Here is an 18464-nt window from a genome sequence, read left to right on the forward strand (position 1 = left end):
GGTTAGGACTCCGTGGTCATCAAAAGCGGTACTGAAAAACTCAGTGAAGAAAATGTCGCCGGCCTGTTAGCAGCATCGCCAGCCCCAATTCGTTGCAGGCTTTGACGGAATCCTCGTCACGTTTGCTGCCACCAGGGTGAATCACAGCCGTGATGCCGTGCTGCGCAGCCAGTCGCACCGTGTCATCGAATGGGAAGAAGCCGTCACTGGCAAGGACGGCACCGCGGACACGATCCCCTGAAGCCTCGAGGGCGATTCGGGCTGATCCAACCCGATTCATCTGGCCTGCGCCGATTCCGAGGCTCTGACCGTCTCTGGCCACGACGATGGCATTGGAGCGGACATGACGGACCAACTGCCAGGCGAAGCACAGGTCATCGTGCTCAGCCTGACTGGGAGCCCGCTCGGTGGCCACCGTCCACCCGTCCGCCGCGACCGGAAGGTCATCGAGATCCTGAACCAGCAGACCACCCAGGATGCTGCGCACATGGTCATGCCCGGCAGCATCGATGGCAGTGGGTGGAAGCTCCAAAACCCTGAGATTGCCCTTCGACGCGAGAATCTCTCTGGCCTCAGGCGCATACTCCGGCGCCACCACGCACTCCAGGAACAAGCTGGTGAGTTCACGGGCAGCGTGGGCATCCACGCGACCATTGACCGCCACAATGCCCCCGAAGGCACTGACCCGATCGCCATCCAGTGCTCGGGTGAGAGCGGCTGCTTCGCCATCGGCGACCGCCACTCCGCAGGGATTGGTGTGTTTGACCACAACAGCCGCCGGACGCAAAGCCGGGTAGGCCCCACCCTTGCCATAGCCAAATTCCCGCACCGTGGCGAGGGCTGCTTCAAGATCGAGAAGGTTATTGGTGCTCAGCTCCTTTCCCTGCAACTGGATGGCACCTCCCCAGCCAGTCTTGGGTGCGCTGTACCAGGCCGCACGTTGGTGGGGATTCTCTCCATAACGCAGCCGCTGACGCAGAGGCAGTGCTTGCAAAAATGGGAGCGCAGTTGCTGAAGGGTCATCGACTTGCTGCAGCTCAGACCTGCTCTGCATCCAGCGCGTGATCGCAGCGTCATAGGCCGCTGTGTGAGCAAACGCCTCCAGGGCAAGCCGCCGCCGCAGCCCAGAACTCACGGTTCCTCCTGATTGAGCCAGATCCTGGAGAAAGCGGTCGTATTGGTCCGGATCCGTCAGTACAGCCACGTGTTCATGGTTCTTGGCTGCGGAACGCACCATCGTGGGCCCTCCGATGTCGATGTTCTCAATCGCACGCTCCCAATCCACAGCGGGATCAGCGACGGTCTCACGGAAGGGATACAGATTGACCACCACCACATCAATCGGTGTGATCTGCTGAGCCAGAAGATCCGCTTCATGCTCTGGATCACCACGACGAGCCAGGATTCCGCCATGGATGCGGGGGTGGAGCGTCTTCACACGACCACCAAGGATCTCGGGGGCACCGGTGTGCTCTGCCACTGGCGTGACCGGCAGGCCGGCCTCCTTCAACACCTTGGCCGTGCCGCCACTGGAAAGAAGCTGATACCTATAACGTTCATGCAGGGTCTTGGCCAGTGGCACCAGACCACTCTTGTCAGACACACTGAGCAGCGCTGTGGGAGCCATGGGAGCAGGACACAGGGGACACCATTCGCCAACCTACGCAGCAGTCGATCAAGTCATCCATGGGCGACCTCCTGATCCATTGCGGCGAGGAACACCCCCAGACACGTCTGGTGGTTCTGCACGGCTGGGGGGCTGATGCAAATGATCTGATTCCTTTAGGAGATTCGCTCGTTGCAGGCTCTGGACTAGCCATGGAGCGCATGGCCTTACATGCCCCTGAACCTCATCCGGCGGGTTTTGGGCGCCAGTGGTATGGGTTATTTCCACCTCAGTGGGCCGATGTTCCCAAGGCTGTGAGCCAGTTAAGAGAGCGCCTGGAGGGGGGCGATCAACGGCAAATTCCGCTTTCAAGAACAGTCCTGCTGGGGTTTTCCCAAGGCGGCGCCATGGCCATCGATGTGGGATGCCAACTCCCTTTGGCGGGAATCATCGCCTGCAGTGCATATCCGCACCCCGGCTGGCAACCGAGAAAAGAACGACCGCCTGTCTTGCTTATCCACGGCCGGAACGATGACATCGTGCCCTTCGAAGCACAAAAGAGATTGTCAGAACAACTGGGCGGTGAGAGCCAGACTTGCCAGCTGATTACTTTCTCAGGAGGGCACACCATTCCTGAGAGCACTCAGCCTCAGATGATTCAGGCCATGCAGTCCTGGCTGAAGCCAATCAGCCAGGATTCCTAGGCAGTCAGCTCAAACGAACGCGTATTCGTACTCTTCCATCTCTTCCCAATCGTCGGAGGCAAGCTCGAGGCCCTCGAAGATCACCTCTTCGCCGACCTTGTCGACAATCAAGCGCAAGGATGGAAATAGAAAATGGTTCTCTTCGGCGTACTGAGCGCTGAACAGGCCCTTTTCACCCCAGAAGAAACGGTCGGTGGTGTGCTCGTTGCGCCGAACGTTCAGAAGGGCAGGAGGCACCAGTCCGCCTTCCGCAATGAAGCGGCGGGCTGCTGTGACAGGCTTGTGCTCACCGGTTTCCAGATGGAACGTCGGAACATGGGCAAGAACCCTCTGGCCGGCAAGACGACGGCGGCTGATCCGCTTGCGCTTCTTTGACATGGAAATCGTCGACCCGAAGTGGGGAGAAAGGAAAGGACAGTGAAAGAGCGGGGAGAGCCGTGAATTCAGCGCATACCGCAGGAGGCTCATCACGAGCACCCAAAATCTGCGTTCCTTCTGACGATGCGGTTAGTTAAACCGCATCGGCCATGAGGAGACGCACCGTTGAAATCTTCGACAGTGATGACGAAGACAGCAGAGGATTCATCAACCTCTGCTGTAGCCTTGGTCGTGCTGAAAGCGCAACCTCGATCAAACAATCGACTGAGTCCGATCTCCACGAGATCGAACCCTTTGGTCGTTCATTTGATCTTAAGACTTTTTTCTGAATTGGCAAGCTGACGATGTCTGTCGCCCTTTTGACCGTCTGAGCGTTTCCTCGCTGATGCATCTCTCTGATCGGTTTCTGGCTCTGGCACAACAGCATTTGAGCCTTCTGATCACCGACGGAGTCGCCGATCGCTTGGCCTTATACCTCACCGAACGAAACGGAGAGAACACACCAAGCCTCACTTTGGTTGCCCAGGCACCGCAGGATGCCGCTCTACCTGCATCAATTGCGCAAGATCCAAATATGCGCAGTTCAGCACCAGAACGACGCTGGTACCCCCTACGTCATGGCTCCTTGCTGCTGGGGGTGCTGCGGTCTGAACAGCACGCAGACGATGGACAGCCTGTGGCCCCTGCTCCCCGCCTGCAGACCTGCGCCGAAACACTGGCCTGCATCCTCGGACTGGAACTCGAGCAGGAACGGCTAAACGGGCAACTGAACGGGCAACGCCAACAGCTCTCCGTGATGGTCCATCAGCTGCGCAACCCGCTGACTGCTCTCCGGACCTATGCCCAGTTGTTGTTGCGACGCCTAGGTCCTGACGACCAACAGCGACCGCTGGTGGAAAACCTGATCCGCGAACAAGTGCAGCTCGATCGCTACGTGAGCTCTCTTGACCAGATCGGCCGGGAGGACCTGCGGCTTGAGCCAGAGAACTCCACCCCACTGCTGCTACCACCGGTGCCTTCCAATGCACCCGATCTCACAATTGCCGACCTGTTGAGCCCTCTGGTGGAACGCGCTGCTGCGACGGCCGCACTGCAGGGAAGGTCGTGGCAAGAACCAAAGCAATGGCCGAACTGGACGCACAGACAACGTCCGGCGGCCGATGCCGTGACGGCAGAGATCGTGGCCAACTTGCTTGACAATGCCTTTCGATACAGCCCCAATGGCTGTGACCTAGGCCTGCACCTGCACGACCATGGGGTGTGCGTGTGGGATGCCGGCCCCCCGATCCCTGCGGATGAACGAAAGCGAATTTTTCTCAAGGGGGTGCGTGGAAGTACAAGCCGCGAACGAGCCGGCTCAGGTCTCGGTCTGGCCCTGGCGCAGTCACTGGCCCAGCAACGGGGAGGACAGCTCGAACTCTTGCATTCACCGGCGGAACTTGATCCGTGTCTACCGACTCAGGGCAATGCCTTTCTGCTCAGCCTGCCCCCCACAGAACAGGAAACAGCAGCGCTGAACTGAAAAGAGTGAACGTCTCCCCCCACACGAGACAGGCACCGTAGGTATCGCCGGTGTGACCACCCAGGCGCTTTCCCAAACACTCCACCATCAGCAGTGCCGCCGCCAGTCCCAGCACAAGCACCAAAGACACGGCCACAAAGGAATTGGGCACTGCGCAAGCCACTCCAATGGTCAGGAGGAGAACCAGCACCAGGGCCGGAAACCAGTCCCAGAACCCGCGCCAATGCCGGCGATGAAAGGCCGCAGTCCCGCCTTGGCGAAGGTAAGGAAACCGTGCCATTGCAGCGAGAGGAGCGATCCTGCCGATCACAGCAGCCATCACCAGCGCGAGCGGGCCCCATGTCCCCAACCTGATCAAGGCCCCCGCTTGCAGAAGCACAACAAACAGCAGGGCCAGAACACCGCTGGCTCCGACACGACTGTCGTCCATGGCTTCAAGGCATCGTTCTTGCCCTGCAGCCAGACCGTCGGCCGTGTCCATCAGGCCGTCGACATGCAATCCTCCCGTTAGCCAGGCTCCCAGGGCAATAACCATCAAGGCACAGCTCTCAGCCGACCAGTTCATGGCACTGAGCAGGAGCCAGAGCAACGCCTGAAGGCCACCGATCACCAGACCGATCCAGGGAGCAAAGCGGGCAATGCGCTCGAACCGTGGTGAAGGCCAAGGCCAGGCGGGGAGTACTGAATAGAAAATCCAGGCACCGGCAAGATCCCGAACCCAGAACAGAGAAGCGATTCTCAGGGGGCAGCATCGGCGATCTGACCTCACCGTAGGGTCAAGACCTGGGCGGAGATGCGGATGTTCGACTTCCAGATCAACGCAACATGCCGGCACACCGCTGCACGCTGCGGTTGTTTTGAGACTCCCCATGGACCGGTGAGTACGCCGCGCTTCATGCCCGTAGGAACGCTGGCCACCGTGAAGGGCGTCACAGCCGATCAACTCGCCACCACGGGAGCACAGATGGTGCTCTCAAACACTTACCACCTGCATCTCCAACCCGGTGAAGCCGTGGTGGAGGCCGCCGGCGGGCTGCATCGCTTCATGGGCTGGCAGGGCCCGATGCTCACCGATTCAGGGGGATTCCAGGTGTTCAGCCTGGGGGACCTCAATCGCATCGACGACCATGGCGTTGATTTCCGCAATCCCCGGGACGGCAGCCGCATCCTGCTGACGCCAGAACGGTCGATGGAGATCCAGATGGCCCTGGGAGCGGATGTGGCCATGGCGTTTGACCAGTGCCCCCCCTACCCAGCCACGGAAAATGATGTGGAGGAAGCAAGCCGGCGCACCCATGCCTGGCTCGAACGTTGCGTGGGCTCCCACACGCGCACCGACCAGGCCCTGTTCGGGATCGTGCAAGGGGGATGCTTCCCCCACCTGCGGGAAGCCAGCGCGAGAGCGGTCGCCGACTTCAACCTCCCAGGCATCGCCATCGGCGGCGTCAGCGTAGGAGAGCCGGTGGAGGACATGCACCGCATTGTTCGGCAGGTCACGCCCCTGCTTCCGCATGACCGTCCGCGGTACCTGATGGGCATCGGCACGCTGCAGGAAATGGCAGTCGCTGTCGCCAATGGAATCGATCTGTTCGACTGCGTGCTCCCCACCCGCCTAGGGCGACACGGCACAGCCATGGTGGCCGGGGAACGCTGGAACCTCCGCAACGCCCGCTTCCGGCACGACCACACACCGCTCGACCCCACATGCCCCTGCATCGCCTGCAAGCGGCACACCCGGGCCTATCTACACCACCTGATTCGTAGTGAAGAGCTGCTCGGACTGACCCTGCTGAGCCTGCACAACCTCACGCATCTGATCCGCTTCACCAGTGCCATGGAACGCGCCATTCGCGACGGCTGTTTTGCAGAGGATTTCCGTCCCTGGAACGAGGACTCACCGGCCCATCACACGTGGTAGCGTCCGCTCACTGACCGAACTGTTCGCCGGGATGGCTGCCTTCTCCCTTGACCTGCTGGCCCAACTTCCCGAGGCCTACCAGGCATTCGGCCCACTGATCGACATCCTGCCGATCATCCCAGTGTTTTTCCTGCTTCTGGCCTTCGTTTGGCAGGCATCTGTGGGCTTTCGTTAAGCGCGTTAACGCCGGCGACCGCCGTCTCGAAGCACAGCCCAAGCGAATTGGGGGAGCACCAGATAACGCCGCCAGCGTGATGGGTCCTGGAGCAGCCTGAACAGCCATTCCATCTGCAGTCGACTGGTCCACTCCGGTGCGCGCTGCTTGAGACCGGACCAGACATCGAAGCTGCCGCCCACACCCATCCAGAGACCTGGAAGGGACTGACGCATGCTCTTCGCCCAGACTTCCTGACGGGGCACACCAAGAGCCACCAGCACGAGATCAGGCCGCAGACCACGGAGACGAGACTCCAGAGCTGGCCAAGCATCTGACGCTTGAAATCCGTGTTCTGCCATCAGCAACCTCAAGCGGGGATGGCTCCGAGCCAGCGTGGACTTCAAACACTCCATCACCTCGGGTGAACCACCCACCAGGGCGACGGACCAGTGATGGGCTTCGGCATAGCTGAGCAGTGACCAAGCCAGCTCAATTCCAGGGCTGCGACGCACCCTGACCCCCTGGCGACCTAAGGCCCAGACCACTCCCGCTCCATCCGGAACCACCAGGTCGGCCTGGGCGATCACCGCACCCAGTTCTGCGTCCTGACGGGCCCGCATCGTCATCTCAGCATTGAGCGTCACGATCTGACCGCCACCCTCTCCATGCAGGCCGATGGCAGCAGCCGCAACGTCCCGGCAAGCGTCAACAGGAACCCCAAGAACGTGGCAGCGACGGCGATCTCGCGGGCCAGTGCTGATTGTTTCCATCTCCGAAACGGCTCCGAGTGAGAATCTAAGTCCGGTCGAACGCGAGGCCATGGTTCTGTCCCATCCGGTTGCCGGGAATGACCAAGAGAAGCTGGCCCAGTTGCAGCACCTGGACAGCGCCATTGAAGCCGTGGTCTTGCAACGGCAGAACCCTCTCAGCGGACTCCTTCCTGCGAGCACAGCTCACACCGTTCACGGCAACTACGGCGATGCCTGGGTTCGCGACTGCGTGTACTCGATCCAGTGCGTTTGGGGACTAGCCATTGCCCACCGCAAACTCCTAGGCCCATGCCAACGCAGTTGGGAACTGGAGCAGCGGGTGGTCGACCTTATGCGCGGACTGCTCAGCGCCATGATGCGACAGGTGGAAAAGGTTGAACGCTTCAAGCACAGCCTGGATCCGCTGGATGCACTCCATGCCAAGTACGACAGCCGCAATGGTGAACCGGTGGTGCCCGATGACGGCTGGGGGCACCTCCAGCTGGATGCCACATCACTCTTTCTGCTCCAACTGGCCCAGTTGAGCCGCAGTGGCCTGGCCGTGATCCACAACCGCCATGAAGCGGCCTTCATTCAGAACCTGGTTTATTACGTCGCCCGGGCTTACCAGACCCCCGATTACGGCATCTGGGAACGGGGAGATAAGGGCAACCACGGACTGCCAGAACGCAATGCCAGCTCGATCGGCATGGCGAAGGCGGCCCTGGAGGCTCTGGACGGCGTGGATCTCTTTGCCGCGCACGGCGATGGCAGCGTGACCGTCCTGATCCCCCATGGTGCGGTGGTGCGTCTCCGGCGAGCGCTGCAAGGGCTTCTCCCTCGCGAATCCGCCAGCAAAGAGGTGGACAGCGCCTGCCTTTCGGTGATCGGCTATCCCGCCTGGGCTCTCGAGGATCCTGAGCTCGTCGAACGCACGGCCCGACGCATCCGCAGGGAACTGGGCGGTCTCTATGGGTACAAGCGCTTCCGGCGCGACGGCCACCAGACCGTGGTGGAAGACATCACCCGACTGCACTACGAATGCGATGAACTGGCCACGTTTGAGGGGGTCGAGTCGGAGTGGCCCCTGTTCTTGGCGTATGAACTGGTCACCGCCTGTTTTGAGGAGCGCTGGGATGAAGCCAGGCAGTGGCGCCATCGCCTGGAAGCTCTACGCGTGGAACGCAACGGCCAGATGCTTTACCCGGAGCTGTACCTCGTTCCTGCCGAAGCCCTGGAGCGTGAACGCCAAGTCCCAGGGAGCCAGAAACGGGTCGCTAATGACAATGTCCCCCTGCTTTGGACGCAGAGCCTGGCCTGGCTTGGAGAGATGCTGATGGATGGGCTGATCGAGGCGGCAGACCTCGATCCCTGCGACCGACGTCTGCCGTCCGTTCTTGGCGCCGAGTCGGTGCTGGTCTGCCTGGTACCCAACGATTCCACCGTGGCCTCGCGGCTGAAGGAGCTGGGCCTTCCGGTCTGCGATTTAGAGACTGCAGGGATCGAGGTTCTGAGCTCCGATGCACTGCGGCAACACCTGGGCGCTGTCGGCGTGGACGAGGCTCTCGGCCTGAGCGGTCATCCGCCTCTGCGACCTGAGACTGCTGCCAGCGCAAGGCTCTACCGACTGGGTGAGAGGCAGCTGGCCTTCCTTCCCGCAGTCCTTGAGGAGGGAACGTTTTACCTCAGTCACGATCCCAGACACCTGGTGGACAGTGTGGTGAACGAGCTGCATCTGCTGCAGAGACACTGGCAGGGGCCTGGCTCACCCCTGCTCTTGATTCCGGTGCAAGCCTCCTTGCTGGAGCGGAGTGACAAGCATCTGCTCGCCCTTACAGAGCGCCTCCGCAGTGGTTCCGTGGAGGAAGTGAATGTGGAATTTGCAGCCCTAGAAACCCTGGCGGCCAGCGCCCAGTGGCATGAACTGCCGGGTTCGCTGGGGACCGCCGGTCTACCCGCCGCCCCCAGTGCCAAACAACTGCTGCGGGCCTCAACAGATCTGAGTGATCTCACCGCTGCCCAGGAACAGGAGCTGGACGACACATCCTTGGAGGAGCTGCGGCGCCGTCTCTGGTCCAGCAACTCCCTGCGAGAGCAGGCCGAAGTACTGGAGTTACTCACGCGCAGGCTGGGAAGCGCATCGATCCTGAGCGGCCCCCAGGGTGCTCCGGTGGAGATCAAGACCCTGCTGGAAGAGATTTACAGACGGGGGCTGCAGCAGGAGGACTGGAACGTGGCCCGTCGCTGCGCCGGTGCCATGGGACTCGTTCACCCGCAACTCGACGATGCACTCATCGACCTGCTCAGCCGACAGAAGCAGGTGGTGGTTGGACGGAATTACACCAAGGTTTCACGACTGAGCACTCCCGTGTCCAGCCACGAGATTGCAGCCCTGATCGAGCAAACATGCGGCAGTGACGGTCGCGAGTGGATGCTGCAGCAGGAACTCTTGCTGGCGCTCGACGGAATCGCTCGGCGCGAACCGGACATGATCCGAGGTTCTCTGACCTTCCAGCTCGGACAGTTGCTGCTGCTGCTCACGTCTGAGCTTGCTGCTGAACGACAACTCAGCCAGGACGAAGCCTTCGAAGCCGTGTGTGATGAACCGCCGCACCGCCTTGGCCAAAGGCTACGTACGGTATTGGAGGATGTCGATCATGCCCGCGACGCCTTGCAGCGGCGGGAGTTGCTGCATGTGCGCGGGACGGTGCAATGGAGTGTGCCGGCTCCCCTTGAAACGGGTCCCGGTGGAAATAACTGGCTTCAACATCGCATCCGTCTTGGCTCCCTCCAGCAAGTCCCCAAGGAGTTTTATGCAGGCATCTGGTCGCTTCTGCACCACTGCCGGGGCTTGGTGATTGGAGACAAACTTGAACGCCGCAATCGCCTGACCAGTGCCCTCCTGCTGGAGAAAACACCCGGCGAGCGCAACTTCGCGATCCAAGTTGAACATCTTCTGAGCCGAATCACCGCGCCCGAGTACCGACAACTATGCACGGAAAGTCTGCTCTCACTGATGGCTTTTACCACCGCCAATCCCAAGATCCAGATCGATGACGACATCGCGCTGGATGTGGTGATCGGTCATGCCGTTCGCGTTGGATGGCACGCCACCCACCCCGACTTAACGGAAGCTGATTACGCCCAGCACAAAGCCAGTGCATGGGATCAGTTTTACCGGTCATCCCCTGCCCTCTGCCGTCACTGGCAGATCGAGGCCCTGCGTCAGCTCGCCGATCAGGACAATCTCACTTGACCTGAGCCCCTGAGGCGAGGGAGACCCGACTCAGATCGGCGCCTCAAGCGGAATGCCAACACCAGGTTGTTCGACCGCCTGCTCGATCAAATCAGCCAATCGCAAGGCTCTTGAGGCCTGTTGCCCATCCACCGCTGGAGTTTCCTGGCCTCGCACGCACTGCAAGAAATGCTCGAGCTCGGCGTAGAGGGGTTCGATGGAGGTGGTGCTCACCTCCTCAATGAACCCGTCATTTCTGTAGAGCAGCTCACCATGGTCAGCCGAATACCACTCGTGGGCGCGGCGGTGGATGTGCAAGTTGTGATTGAGAAAGTCCGTCTCCACCAGGCTGGAGCGGCAGTGGGCGCTAAGGCTTCTGATCTTGCGGTGGCTCATTTTGCTGGCGGTGAGACTGGCCACAACGCCGTTCTCGAACCCGAGCGTGGCATTGACGTAGTCGATCGGACCTGAAGAACTGCGACCACCGGCCGCGGACAGATGCACCACAGACGAACCGGCGAGTTCAAGAACGAGGTCGAGATCGTGAATCATCAGATCCAGAACCACGGAGACATCATTGGCGCGGTCTGCGTGGGGACTGTGCCGGCGTGCCTCCAACACAACAACCTCCTCATTGGCCACCACTTTGGTGAGCTCACGAAAGGCAGGATTGAACCGCTCAATATGACCAACCTGAAGCAGACGTCCGCCCTTACTCGCTGCATCAATCAGAGCGGCAGCCTCCTCCTGACTTGCAGCGATGGGCTTTTCGATCAAAACGTGCAGACCGGCTTCAAGACAGGCCAGACCCACGGAGTGATGGAGCAGTGTCGGAACGGCAATGCAAACGGCCTCAACTTCACTCAACATGTCGCGGTAGTCAGCGAACCAGCGACATCCGAACTGCTCCCTGGCCAGCGCCCCTCTGGCCTCATCCGGATCGGCCACGCCGATCAGGTCAGCGTCTTTCAGCAGGCTGAGAACGCGAGCATGGTGCCAGCCCATGTTGCCGATGCCGATCACGCCGACCTTCACCGGAACCATGGTGTCGGTCATCAAGGAGCCTGCGCAAACGCGCTGATTATCGTTGATCGACTGAACGGTTAGTGAAACGGAATTACAGCTCTTCTGGATTTGGAGAATCCTGGGTGGAAACCTCCTGGTCTGGAAGCACCAAGCGCACCCGCACGATGCGGGGGCCCGCCATGGCGAAGATCTCAAACTGGAGCCCGTTATGACGCAGTGCTTCCCCTGGCGAGGGGATGTGCTGAAGCTTCTCCAGCAAAAAACCAGCCAAAGTGTGATGATCGCTGGCCTCTGGCAAATCAAGTGCCAGCTGGCGGTTCAGCTCGAAGATCTCCAAGTCGCCTGCGACGAGCCAGGTCCCCGGTTGACCTTCCACCGGTTGAAGATCGGGTTCATCGGTCTCCTCCGCTGGCTCATCGCCGACAATTTCGCCATTGAGATCAGCGGCGGTGACCAGGCCCTCCGTGCCGCCATGTTCATCCACAACGAGAAGAAGGGGATGGCCTGAACGGATGATCGCCAAGAGCTCAGCGAGGTTGCTGGTTTCCAGAACGGTCTCAGCAGGCATCAAGTAGGGCTCTAACGAAGAGTCTTCCTTCAGTTCTCCCCGAGCGATCGGTTCCGCAAGGCGCCTGAGATCGAGAACACCACGCACGTCATCGAGCGATTGACCGATCACGGGAAAACGAGCATGACGGGTGCGATGCACTGCCTCCATCAACCCAGCGAAACGAACCTCAACCGGCAGGGTGACCATCCCTGAGCGGGGAACCATCACCTCTCTCACCTGGGTATCGCGCAGAGCAAACACACCCTCAAGGATGTTGCGTTCATCGGGCTTGAGTCCTGTCACACCGCCGCTTTCGATCAAGGTCTCCAGCTCACTAGCCGACAGCGCGGAGACGGTGGCTCCCCAGCGCTGGCTGAGGCCGGCGAGTCGCAGAAGAAGTGTGGCCAGAGCATCGAGGATCGTGAGCAGTGGCTGCAGCGCCCGAATCGCTCCCTCCAGCACTGGCCCTAGCTGCAGCGCTGAGGATTCGGGACGACTCAGCACCCAGGCCCGGGGCAACAGCCCCGCAAGCAAGGTGGCCATCACCACTAGTACGAGGAACCAGGCGAGATCCCACCAGCGACCGGCGGGCGTATCAAGCGGCCACCAGCGCTGACCGAAACCCCGCCCCGTCCAGCCAAGCGCCACCAGTGAGAGCGTCGTACCGAACTGGGTCATAAGCAGCGCTGTCGGCAGGCGACGCTGCAGCCTTTGCAGGGCTTGAGCACCGGGGCGACCTTGCTCGCTGAACTCATGCACCTGACTCGGTCTGAGCCTCAGCAGCGCCACCTCGGCTGCTGAAAACAGAGCCGGCAGAACCAGCAGCGCGATCAGCAGAAGGGGGCGCATTCGGGAGAGGGGATGGGGGTCGCGAGGATCGAACTCGCCTTAGGCGAATTATGAGTTCGCTGCATTCACCAGATTGCTAGACCCCCACAATTGAGGTCTTACCACAGAGCCCGAACAGCAGGAAAGGGGTTTGGTGACGGCTTGAGCACGGACGGGGGCTGCTGCATCTCCTCCGCCAGACTGCTGCCAAATCCATTGGATAAATCAACCGTGCGCCAGGGAATCGGTGCGCTCTGCTCTTCAAGCAGGATTCGGGTGGTGTTCTGCAGTGCAGATCCATCCCAGATGATGGTCTGATCAGGGAACCCCAGGCCCATCAATCGCTGGCCATCGGACCCAGCTAGCGCAATTCCGAACAAATCGGTGACCTGGTGTAGGAGGTCGACCCCTCGGGCATAAGACGACGTCCATGTGTAGAAACGACGCTCCACCAGGGCTTCGGTGGCCTCCACAGGGGCACATCGAGTCACCTCCACAGGCTGCTGGGCGACGGCCTCAGCCGAAGCCGAGATCCCTGCAGGTGCCTCCAAAGTTGTGGTGCAGACCATGGGTCTGGCCATTCCTTTGGGACACAGGGCCAGAGGAATGAACAGAAGCAAGGGGCTGGGGCGACGCCTGGCCACGGAACGGAGGCAACTCTGCGCGCAAACTAGGCAGAGGATTCGCCGTGCACCAGCCCCCCATGACCGATCGTTCCGACCCATCCATGGATCGCGATGTTCTTCTCGACCGCCTGGCGCGGGAGGCCTATCGGTTTGGACACTTCACCTTGGCCTCCGGCCGCAGCAGCGACCATTACGTGAACTGCAAGCCCGTCGCTCTCAGTGGCAGCGGCCTGGCCCTGCTGAGTCCAGCGATGCTCGCGCTGGTGGACATAGAGGCCGTTGCAGTGGGGGGACTCACCCTCGGTGCTGATCCCCTGGTGAGCGGTGTGGCGATGGCAGCCGCGCAGCAAGGTCGTGCACTCGATGCCCTGATCGTGCGCAAACAGGCAAAGGGCCATGGCACTGGCGCCTGGCTCGAGGGGCCTCTGCCCGAGCCAGGCGCTCGCGTCACGGTGCTGGAAGATGTCGTCACCACCGGTGGCTCATCGATCAAAGCCGTGCAGCAACTGCGTGAGGCGGGGTACAACGTGGGTCGGGTTGTGACGATCGTGGATCGTGAGGAAGGGGGCAGCGCCGCGATGGCCGCGACCGATCTCGAGCTGGTCAGCCTGTTCAAACTGCACCAGGTGGCAACCCGCGCCAAGGAGCTGACGGCTTGACGATGGATGGATCGAAATCACAAGCCCTCCTCTGGGACGCACACTTTGATGTCATCCGACTCGAGGGTTCGGGCTGCGCGGGATTCCTGCATGGCCAGACAAGCGCCAGGGTGGACGGCGCAGCCTTAGGGCAGTTGCTTCAGGCGTGCTGGCTCAATGCCACGGGCCGGGTGCAGGCGCTGCTGGAGCTGCGCCTCGACGATCAAGGCGCCGACGTGCTTGTGCTCAATGGAAACTCTGACCATCTGGCCAAAGGCCTGGATCGTGTGATCTTCCCAGCGGACCGCGTCAGGCTCGGTCCAGCGCGACAGCAAAGGCGCCTGCAGCACTTGAGTAGCGATCAAGCACCAGGCCCGGAGACCGTGCTGTGGCTGGATGACGACGCCGTCCCTCCTCCGCCATGGAATCGAACGCAAGCGTGCGCCGCGGCCGACCTGGAGCGCTGGCGGCTTCGGCAGGGCTGGCCCCTCGGCGCCGAAGAGATCAATGGCGACACCAATCCTTTTGAGCTGGGCCTGGCGGGGTGGGTGAACCTCGAGAAGGGGTGCTATTTGGGCCAAGAGACCCTGGCCAAACTGGGATCTCGCGGTGCGGTGAAACAGCAGTTGCGCTCCTGGCAATGCGCAGATCCAGTGGCCGCAGAGCTCAAGCCAGGGGATGGGCTGACCCTGAACGGTGAACGAGCCGGACGCATCACCAGCGTTGCTCATCCCAACGCGTGTGAACCCCAGTGTGGGCTGGCCCTGATCCGACGACAAGCGCTCGAGGCTGAGGAACTGCAGAGCGAAACCACGGAGTCCCGACCCCATCCACTGACCTTGACGCTGCAGCGCCCCGGAGCCTTTCAAGATCCACCAAGCGGGCGTTAAGCCTTCCGCTCCGTTTCGTCTTGCGCCAACAACCAGGCGGCCACCGCCCAGGTCGCCATACCGTCATCCCGGTTGTAGGCAAAAATCCAGCGCAGAGCCTGCACGTGGCCCCGGTCCCCCGGGCCGGTTCCCCGCCACTGCCGCCACCAAAGCAGTGCCCGGGCTCCATCCACGCCTGTCTGTCCCCAACGGAAACCAAGCCAATCCGCCACGGTCTTGAGCCCGTAGCTGTTCAGCGGCAGGCGCCAATGACGGCGCAATCTCTCGTGAACATCCACCAGCCGACGTCGCAACGCCATCAGGTCCCCATCCCCGATCCCCTGACGCTGGGCCATGCGACGCAGCGCTAGGGATTCGGTTTCTCCGTAATGGAGCACGGGCCAATCGGGGTAAAGCCGCAGCATCCGTTGGAGACGCGTCCAACAGGCCCCCTCCCCGTGCTCCTGCAGCGCCAGCAAAGGGTGATAAGTCGCCAGCGAGGGATCCCAGCGACCATCCAGCCCTCTTGGCAAGCGCACGAATCCATGTAGGAAATCGTCGCGGGCATCAGGATCGGATTCGATGTCATACAACAGCACCCCAGGCGCTTCAGCCAGTTCCGGAAGGACTGGTGGTGCAGCCAGTGGCTCAGCACATCCATCGCGTTGGGCCCTTGCCTGCGCCACCAGAGGTGCCGCCACAGCACCGTGCTGCTCACCAAATCGCTCGAGCTGCAGCGCCAGCCGCTCCGGATCGGCGTCGGCCAGAGCCGCCAGGCCTTCAATGCCAATCTCCATCAGCATCTCCCGGCGTTTGGCACCGATGCCGCTCACTTCACTGAGATGGCCTTCACGGGCGGCGTCGGCATTGCACACGCCACGCCATGAGCACAACGTGCATTTGCGTCGGTCCGCCGCCAGAGCCGGCGGAGTGGGGCGACTCAGATCCGTCGCGAGCTTGGACAGGGACTCATCCAGCTGATGCTGGAGCCCACCACCGAGCGGCACTGTTTCCCGCTCAAGGCGACGACCGGATCCAGCCAAGGCAAGGCCATCGGGGACAGGTGCTTGCTGCAACCGTTCGAGAAGACGCCCGGCCAAGGCCAGCTGCAGTCTGTGTTCGCGCGTCAGCCGTCGCCCCTGCCGTGCCAGCACAGGTCGGTAGACAAAAGATCCCCAACGACTGGAGCCCGCTCGACGTTGAAGCAGAGCGGGATGAGCCTCAACAGCCAGACCATCCCGGGTGGTAGAGCGAAGCCGCAACCCCACCACACCGGCCTCACCCTGCGCACAGGCCTGCAGTCCATGGCCAGGCTTCTTGGCCAAGAGAGCCACAAAACTGCGCTGCTGATCGTCGAGCTGGAGGGTTCGGTGGGCTGTGTAGAGCCGCTGCCGGTCGTCGCCATGGCGATCGAGCCAGGCGCGACGCCGACAGCGCGTCCAGCTGCGCAGCAGACGATCTGTAAGCGGCTTGTCAGCAGAGGGGGTGTCACCCATGGGCCGACGTTACGGCGGCCAGCTGCTAGATCCAATGCATCGCAGGCTTCCTATGGCGTCGGCTCCTCTTCCTTTAACTGCAGCACCGATCCGTTTTGGAACTGATGGATGGCGCGGAATTCTTGGGGTGGACATCACCGTGGAACGGCTCCTGCAGGTGGCAGCTGCAGCTGCTCGGGAACTGGCCTATCAGGCGCCTGAGGACCACAAAAGCCGAACGGTGGTAATCGGTTATGACCGACGTTTTCTGGCACCGGAGCTGGCCGAGGCGATCGCCGCCGCAGTACGCGGCGCTGGGCTGGATCCATTGCTGACAAGCACAGCGGTGCCCACGCCCGCCTGCAGCTGGGCTGTGGTCCAGCGCCAGGCCCTTGGAGCCCTCGTGATCACCGCCAGTCACAACCCACCGGAATGGTTGGGTCTCAAGATCAAAGGGCCCTTCGGCGGCTCCGTGGAGGGTGATTTCACGGCTGCAGTGGAACAGCGCCTGGCCGCCGGTGGAATCACTGTTCCTATTCCTGGTGACCTGCCACGGTTTGATGCTCGGAACGAGCATCTCCAAGGGCTGCGCAACAAGCTCGATTTGAGCGCCATCACCCAGGGCCTGAACTCCATGGGCCTGAAAGTGATCGTGGATCCGATGCATGGCTCCGCCGCAGGCTGTGTGCAGGAGCTCCTGGGTGCCGAGGCCAACGGGATCGTTTCCGAGATCCGTAGCCTCCGCGATCCTCTCTTCGGGGGATGCCCGCCGGAACCTCTGGCCCCTCACCTGAAACAGCTGATCGCCGCCGTACAGGCCTCCACGCAATCTGGCCATCCAGCTGTGGGCCTGGTGTTTGATGGCGATGGCGACCGGATCGCAGCGGTTGATGAAACCGGTTGTTTCTGCAGCACCCAGCAGTTAATGCCGCTTCTGATCGACCATCTAGCAGGGTCGAGACAACTACCTGGCGCTGTTGTGAAGACCGTGAGCGGCTCTGATCTGATGCGCCTGGTTGCCGAGGATCTCGGTCGAACCGTGCTCGAACTGCCCGTTGGCTTCAAATACATCGCTGCCGAGATGCTGAGCGGAGAGGTACTCATCGGCGGCGAGGAATCCGGCGGCGTCGGCTTCGGCATGCACTTACCGGAACGGGACGCCCTGTTCGCAGCGATGTTGGTTCTTGAGGCTCTTGTGGCGGGCGGCCAGCCTTTGGGGAAACGCCTCGAGGCGTTGCGGGATCGCTGCGGAGGGGCTAGCCATTACGACCGCCTCGACCTGCGCCTGCCCGACATGGACTCGCGCCGCCGCCTCGAGGCACTGCTTGGGGAACAGCCACCGCAGACGGTAGCTGGTGTTGCCGTTCAGGAGGTGATCACCACCGATGGCGTGAAACTGCGACTTGGCCCAAGCCATTGGCTGATGCTCCGTTTCTCTGGAACCGAGCCGCTGTTGCGCCTCTACTGCGAGGCGCCGGACGCTGGGCGTGTAGCCGAAGTGCTCGCCTGGGCCCGCAGCTTCGCGGAGGCAGCATGAGTCCGTCCCCGCGAACGTTGGTGATCGCCAGTGGCAATCGCGGCAAGATCCGTGAGTTCGAACACCTTCTGAGCAGTCTTCCGCTTCGGATCACCGCCCAACCAGAAGGGCTGGAGGTGGAGGAAACGGGTCAGACATTCGCGGCCAATGCCCGCTTGAAAGCCTTAGCCGTCGCCAACGCGACCGATTCCTGGGCCCTCGCCGACGACTCTGGCTTGAGCGTTGACGCTCTCAACGGATCCCCTGGGGTGCATTCCGCCCGCTATGCCCCAACTGACCCGCAACGCATCAGCCGACTGCTCGAGGCCCTACAAGATCACGACGACCGAAGCGCGCATTTTTGTGCCGCCTTATGTCTGGCGGCACCTGGCGATAGTGTGCTGCTTGAGGTGCAGGGGCGCTGCGAAGGACAGATCACGCGAAGCCCCAGAGGCGAGGGGGGCTTCGGATATGACCCGATCTTCGAGGTGGATGGCACCGCAAGCACCTTCGCCGAAATGTCCACACCCGAGAAGAAAGCGCACGGCCACCGGGGCCGGGCCTTCGCCCTGCTGGAACCCCAGCTCCGGCAACTCCTCTTCAAGGCCTGAGGCCACCGGGGTGACCTATGTCACGAAGTCCTGACAGAAGTGTCCTGTACCGTGAA

Annotated in this window: 17 protein-coding genes and 1 tRNA gene; 9 read left to right on the forward strand and 9 right to left on the reverse strand. The window is 61.7% G+C overall.

Going from position 1 to position 18464, the window contains the following annotated elements:
• Positions 1-40 precede the first annotated feature (40 nt).
• Positions 41-1627 (reverse strand): bifunctional phosphoribosylaminoimidazolecarboxamide formyltransferase/IMP cyclohydrolase, encoded by a 1587-nt coding sequence (purH, locus tag ACLM45_RS07690; RefSeq protein WP_415408660.1) that lies wholly within the window; start codon positions 1625-1627, stop codon positions 41-43.
• A 59-nt stretch (positions 1628-1686) separates the two neighbouring features.
• On the opposite strand from purH, the gene ACLM45_RS07695 reads away from it, so the two are divergent.
• Positions 1687-2310, forward strand: coding sequence for an alpha/beta hydrolase (locus ACLM45_RS07695; protein WP_415408661.1), 624 nt, complete (start codon positions 1687-1689; stop codon positions 2308-2310).
• Positions 2311-2319: 9 nt separating this feature from the next.
• Here the strand turns inward: ACLM45_RS07695 and ACLM45_RS07700 are convergent, their stop codons facing one another.
• Positions 2320-2688 carry a DUF3155 domain-containing protein gene (locus ACLM45_RS07700; RefSeq protein WP_038005198.1) on the reverse strand — a complete coding sequence of 123 codons (369 nt, stop codon included), beginning with the start codon at positions 2686-2688 and terminating at the stop codon, positions 2320-2322.
• Positions 2689-3073: 385 nt separating this feature from the next.
• Here ACLM45_RS07700 and ACLM45_RS07705 point away from each other — a divergent pair, with 385 nt between their 5' ends.
• Positions 3074-4210 (forward strand): sensor histidine kinase, encoded by a 1137-nt coding sequence (locus ACLM45_RS07705; protein WP_415408662.1) that lies wholly within the window; start codon positions 3074-3076, stop codon positions 4208-4210.
• Here ACLM45_RS07705 and cobS read toward each other — a convergent pair.
• A complete protein-coding gene (gene cobS / locus ACLM45_RS07710; protein ID WP_415408663.1) occupies positions 4167-4979 on the reverse strand; it encodes an adenosylcobinamide-GDP ribazoletransferase in 813 nt (270 codons plus the stop codon). The genes ACLM45_RS07705 and cobS overlap by 44 nt on opposite strands.
• 30 nt (positions 4980-5009) lie before the next feature.
• Here cobS and tgt point away from each other — a divergent pair, with 30 nt between their 5' ends.
• Both tgt and ACLM45_RS07720 read left to right on the forward strand, forming a co-directional pair.
• Positions 5010-6128, forward strand: coding sequence for a tRNA guanosine(34) transglycosylase Tgt (gene tgt / locus ACLM45_RS07715; protein ID WP_415411384.1), 1119 nt, complete (start codon positions 5010-5012; stop codon positions 6126-6128).
• A 31-nt stretch (positions 6129-6159) separates the two neighbouring features.
• Positions 6160-6303 carry a photosystem II reaction center protein K gene (locus ACLM45_RS07720; protein ID WP_006042358.1) on the forward strand — a complete coding sequence of 48 codons (144 nt, stop codon included), beginning with the start codon at positions 6160-6162 and terminating at the stop codon, positions 6301-6303.
• Positions 6304-6308: 5 nt separating this feature from the next.
• On the opposite strand, the gene ACLM45_RS07725 is transcribed toward ACLM45_RS07720, so the two are convergent.
• Complete coding sequence (locus ACLM45_RS07725; protein ID WP_415411385.1) at positions 6309-7055, reverse strand: WecB/TagA/CpsF family glycosyltransferase; 747 nt, start codon at positions 7053-7055, stop codon at positions 6309-6311.
• Positions 7056-7104: 49 nt separating this feature from the next.
• Here ACLM45_RS07725 and ACLM45_RS07730 point away from each other — a divergent pair, with 49 nt between their 5' ends.
• Positions 7105-10290 carry a glycoside hydrolase family 15 protein gene (locus ACLM45_RS07730; protein WP_415408664.1) on the forward strand — a complete coding sequence of 1062 codons (3186 nt, stop codon included), beginning with the start codon at positions 7105-7107 and terminating at the stop codon, positions 10288-10290.
• Positions 10291-10320: 30 nt separating this feature from the next.
• Here ACLM45_RS07730 and ACLM45_RS07735 read toward each other — a convergent pair whose 3' ends face one another.
• From ACLM45_RS07735 to ACLM45_RS07750, 4 genes are all read right to left on the reverse strand, one after another.
• Positions 10321-11325 (reverse strand): Gfo/Idh/MocA family oxidoreductase, encoded by a 1005-nt coding sequence (locus ACLM45_RS07735; RefSeq protein ID WP_413331075.1) that lies wholly within the window; start codon positions 11323-11325, stop codon positions 10321-10323.
• A 61-nt stretch (positions 11326-11386) separates the two neighbouring features.
• Positions 11387-12694 carry a hemolysin family protein gene (locus tag ACLM45_RS07740; RefSeq protein ID WP_006042362.1) on the reverse strand — a complete coding sequence of 436 codons (1308 nt, stop codon included), beginning with the start codon at positions 12692-12694 and terminating at the stop codon, positions 11387-11389.
• A 13-nt stretch (positions 12695-12707) separates the two neighbouring features.
• Positions 12708-12780 (reverse strand) — tRNA-Ile (locus ACLM45_RS07745).
• A gap of 12 nt (positions 12781-12792) precedes the next feature.
• The gene (locus ACLM45_RS07750; RefSeq protein ID WP_369776000.1) at positions 12793-13317 is read right to left on the reverse strand and encodes a hypothetical protein; all 525 of its coding nucleotides are present in this window, start codon (positions 13315-13317) and stop codon (positions 12793-12795) included.
• A gap of 59 nt (positions 13318-13376) precedes the next feature.
• Between ACLM45_RS07750 and pyrE the strand changes: the two genes are divergently transcribed.
• Positions 13377-13958, forward strand: coding sequence for an orotate phosphoribosyltransferase (gene pyrE, locus ACLM45_RS07755; RefSeq protein ID WP_415408665.1), 582 nt, complete (start codon positions 13377-13379; stop codon positions 13956-13958).
• Complete coding sequence (locus tag ACLM45_RS07760) at positions 13955-14827, forward strand: YgfZ/GcvT domain-containing protein (RefSeq protein WP_415408666.1); 873 nt, start codon at positions 13955-13957, stop codon at positions 14825-14827. Before pyrE ends, ACLM45_RS07760 begins: the two co-directional genes overlap by 4 nt.
• On the opposite strand, the gene ACLM45_RS07765 is transcribed toward ACLM45_RS07760, so the two are convergent.
• The gene (locus tag ACLM45_RS07765) at positions 14824-16302 is read right to left on the reverse strand and encodes a TM0106 family RecB-like putative nuclease (RefSeq protein ID WP_006042366.1); all 1479 of its coding nucleotides are present in this window, start codon (positions 16300-16302) and stop codon (positions 14824-14826) included. The two genes, ACLM45_RS07760 and ACLM45_RS07765, sit on opposite strands and share 4 nt — an antisense overlap.
• A gap of 52 nt (positions 16303-16354) precedes the next feature.
• Here ACLM45_RS07765 and ACLM45_RS07770 point away from each other — a divergent pair, with 52 nt between their 5' ends.
• Together ACLM45_RS07770 and rdgB are read left to right on the forward strand one after the other, a co-directional pair.
• Positions 16355-17818 (forward strand): phosphoglucomutase/phosphomannomutase family protein, encoded by a 1464-nt coding sequence (locus ACLM45_RS07770; protein ID WP_415411386.1) that lies wholly within the window; start codon positions 16355-16357, stop codon positions 17816-17818.
• Positions 17815-18408: an RdgB/HAM1 family non-canonical purine NTP pyrophosphatase gene (gene rdgB, locus ACLM45_RS07775; RefSeq protein WP_415408667.1), complete on the forward strand. Its 594-nt coding sequence runs from the start codon at positions 17815-17817 to the stop codon at positions 18406-18408. Before ACLM45_RS07770 ends, rdgB begins: the two co-directional genes overlap by 4 nt.
• Positions 18409-18464 lie beyond the last annotated feature (56 nt).

It is taken from the genome of Synechococcus sp. A10-1-5-9, assembly GCF_047716785.1.
Taxonomy (GTDB): Bacteria; Cyanobacteriota; Cyanobacteriia; order PCC-6307; family Cyanobiaceae; genus Synechococcus_C.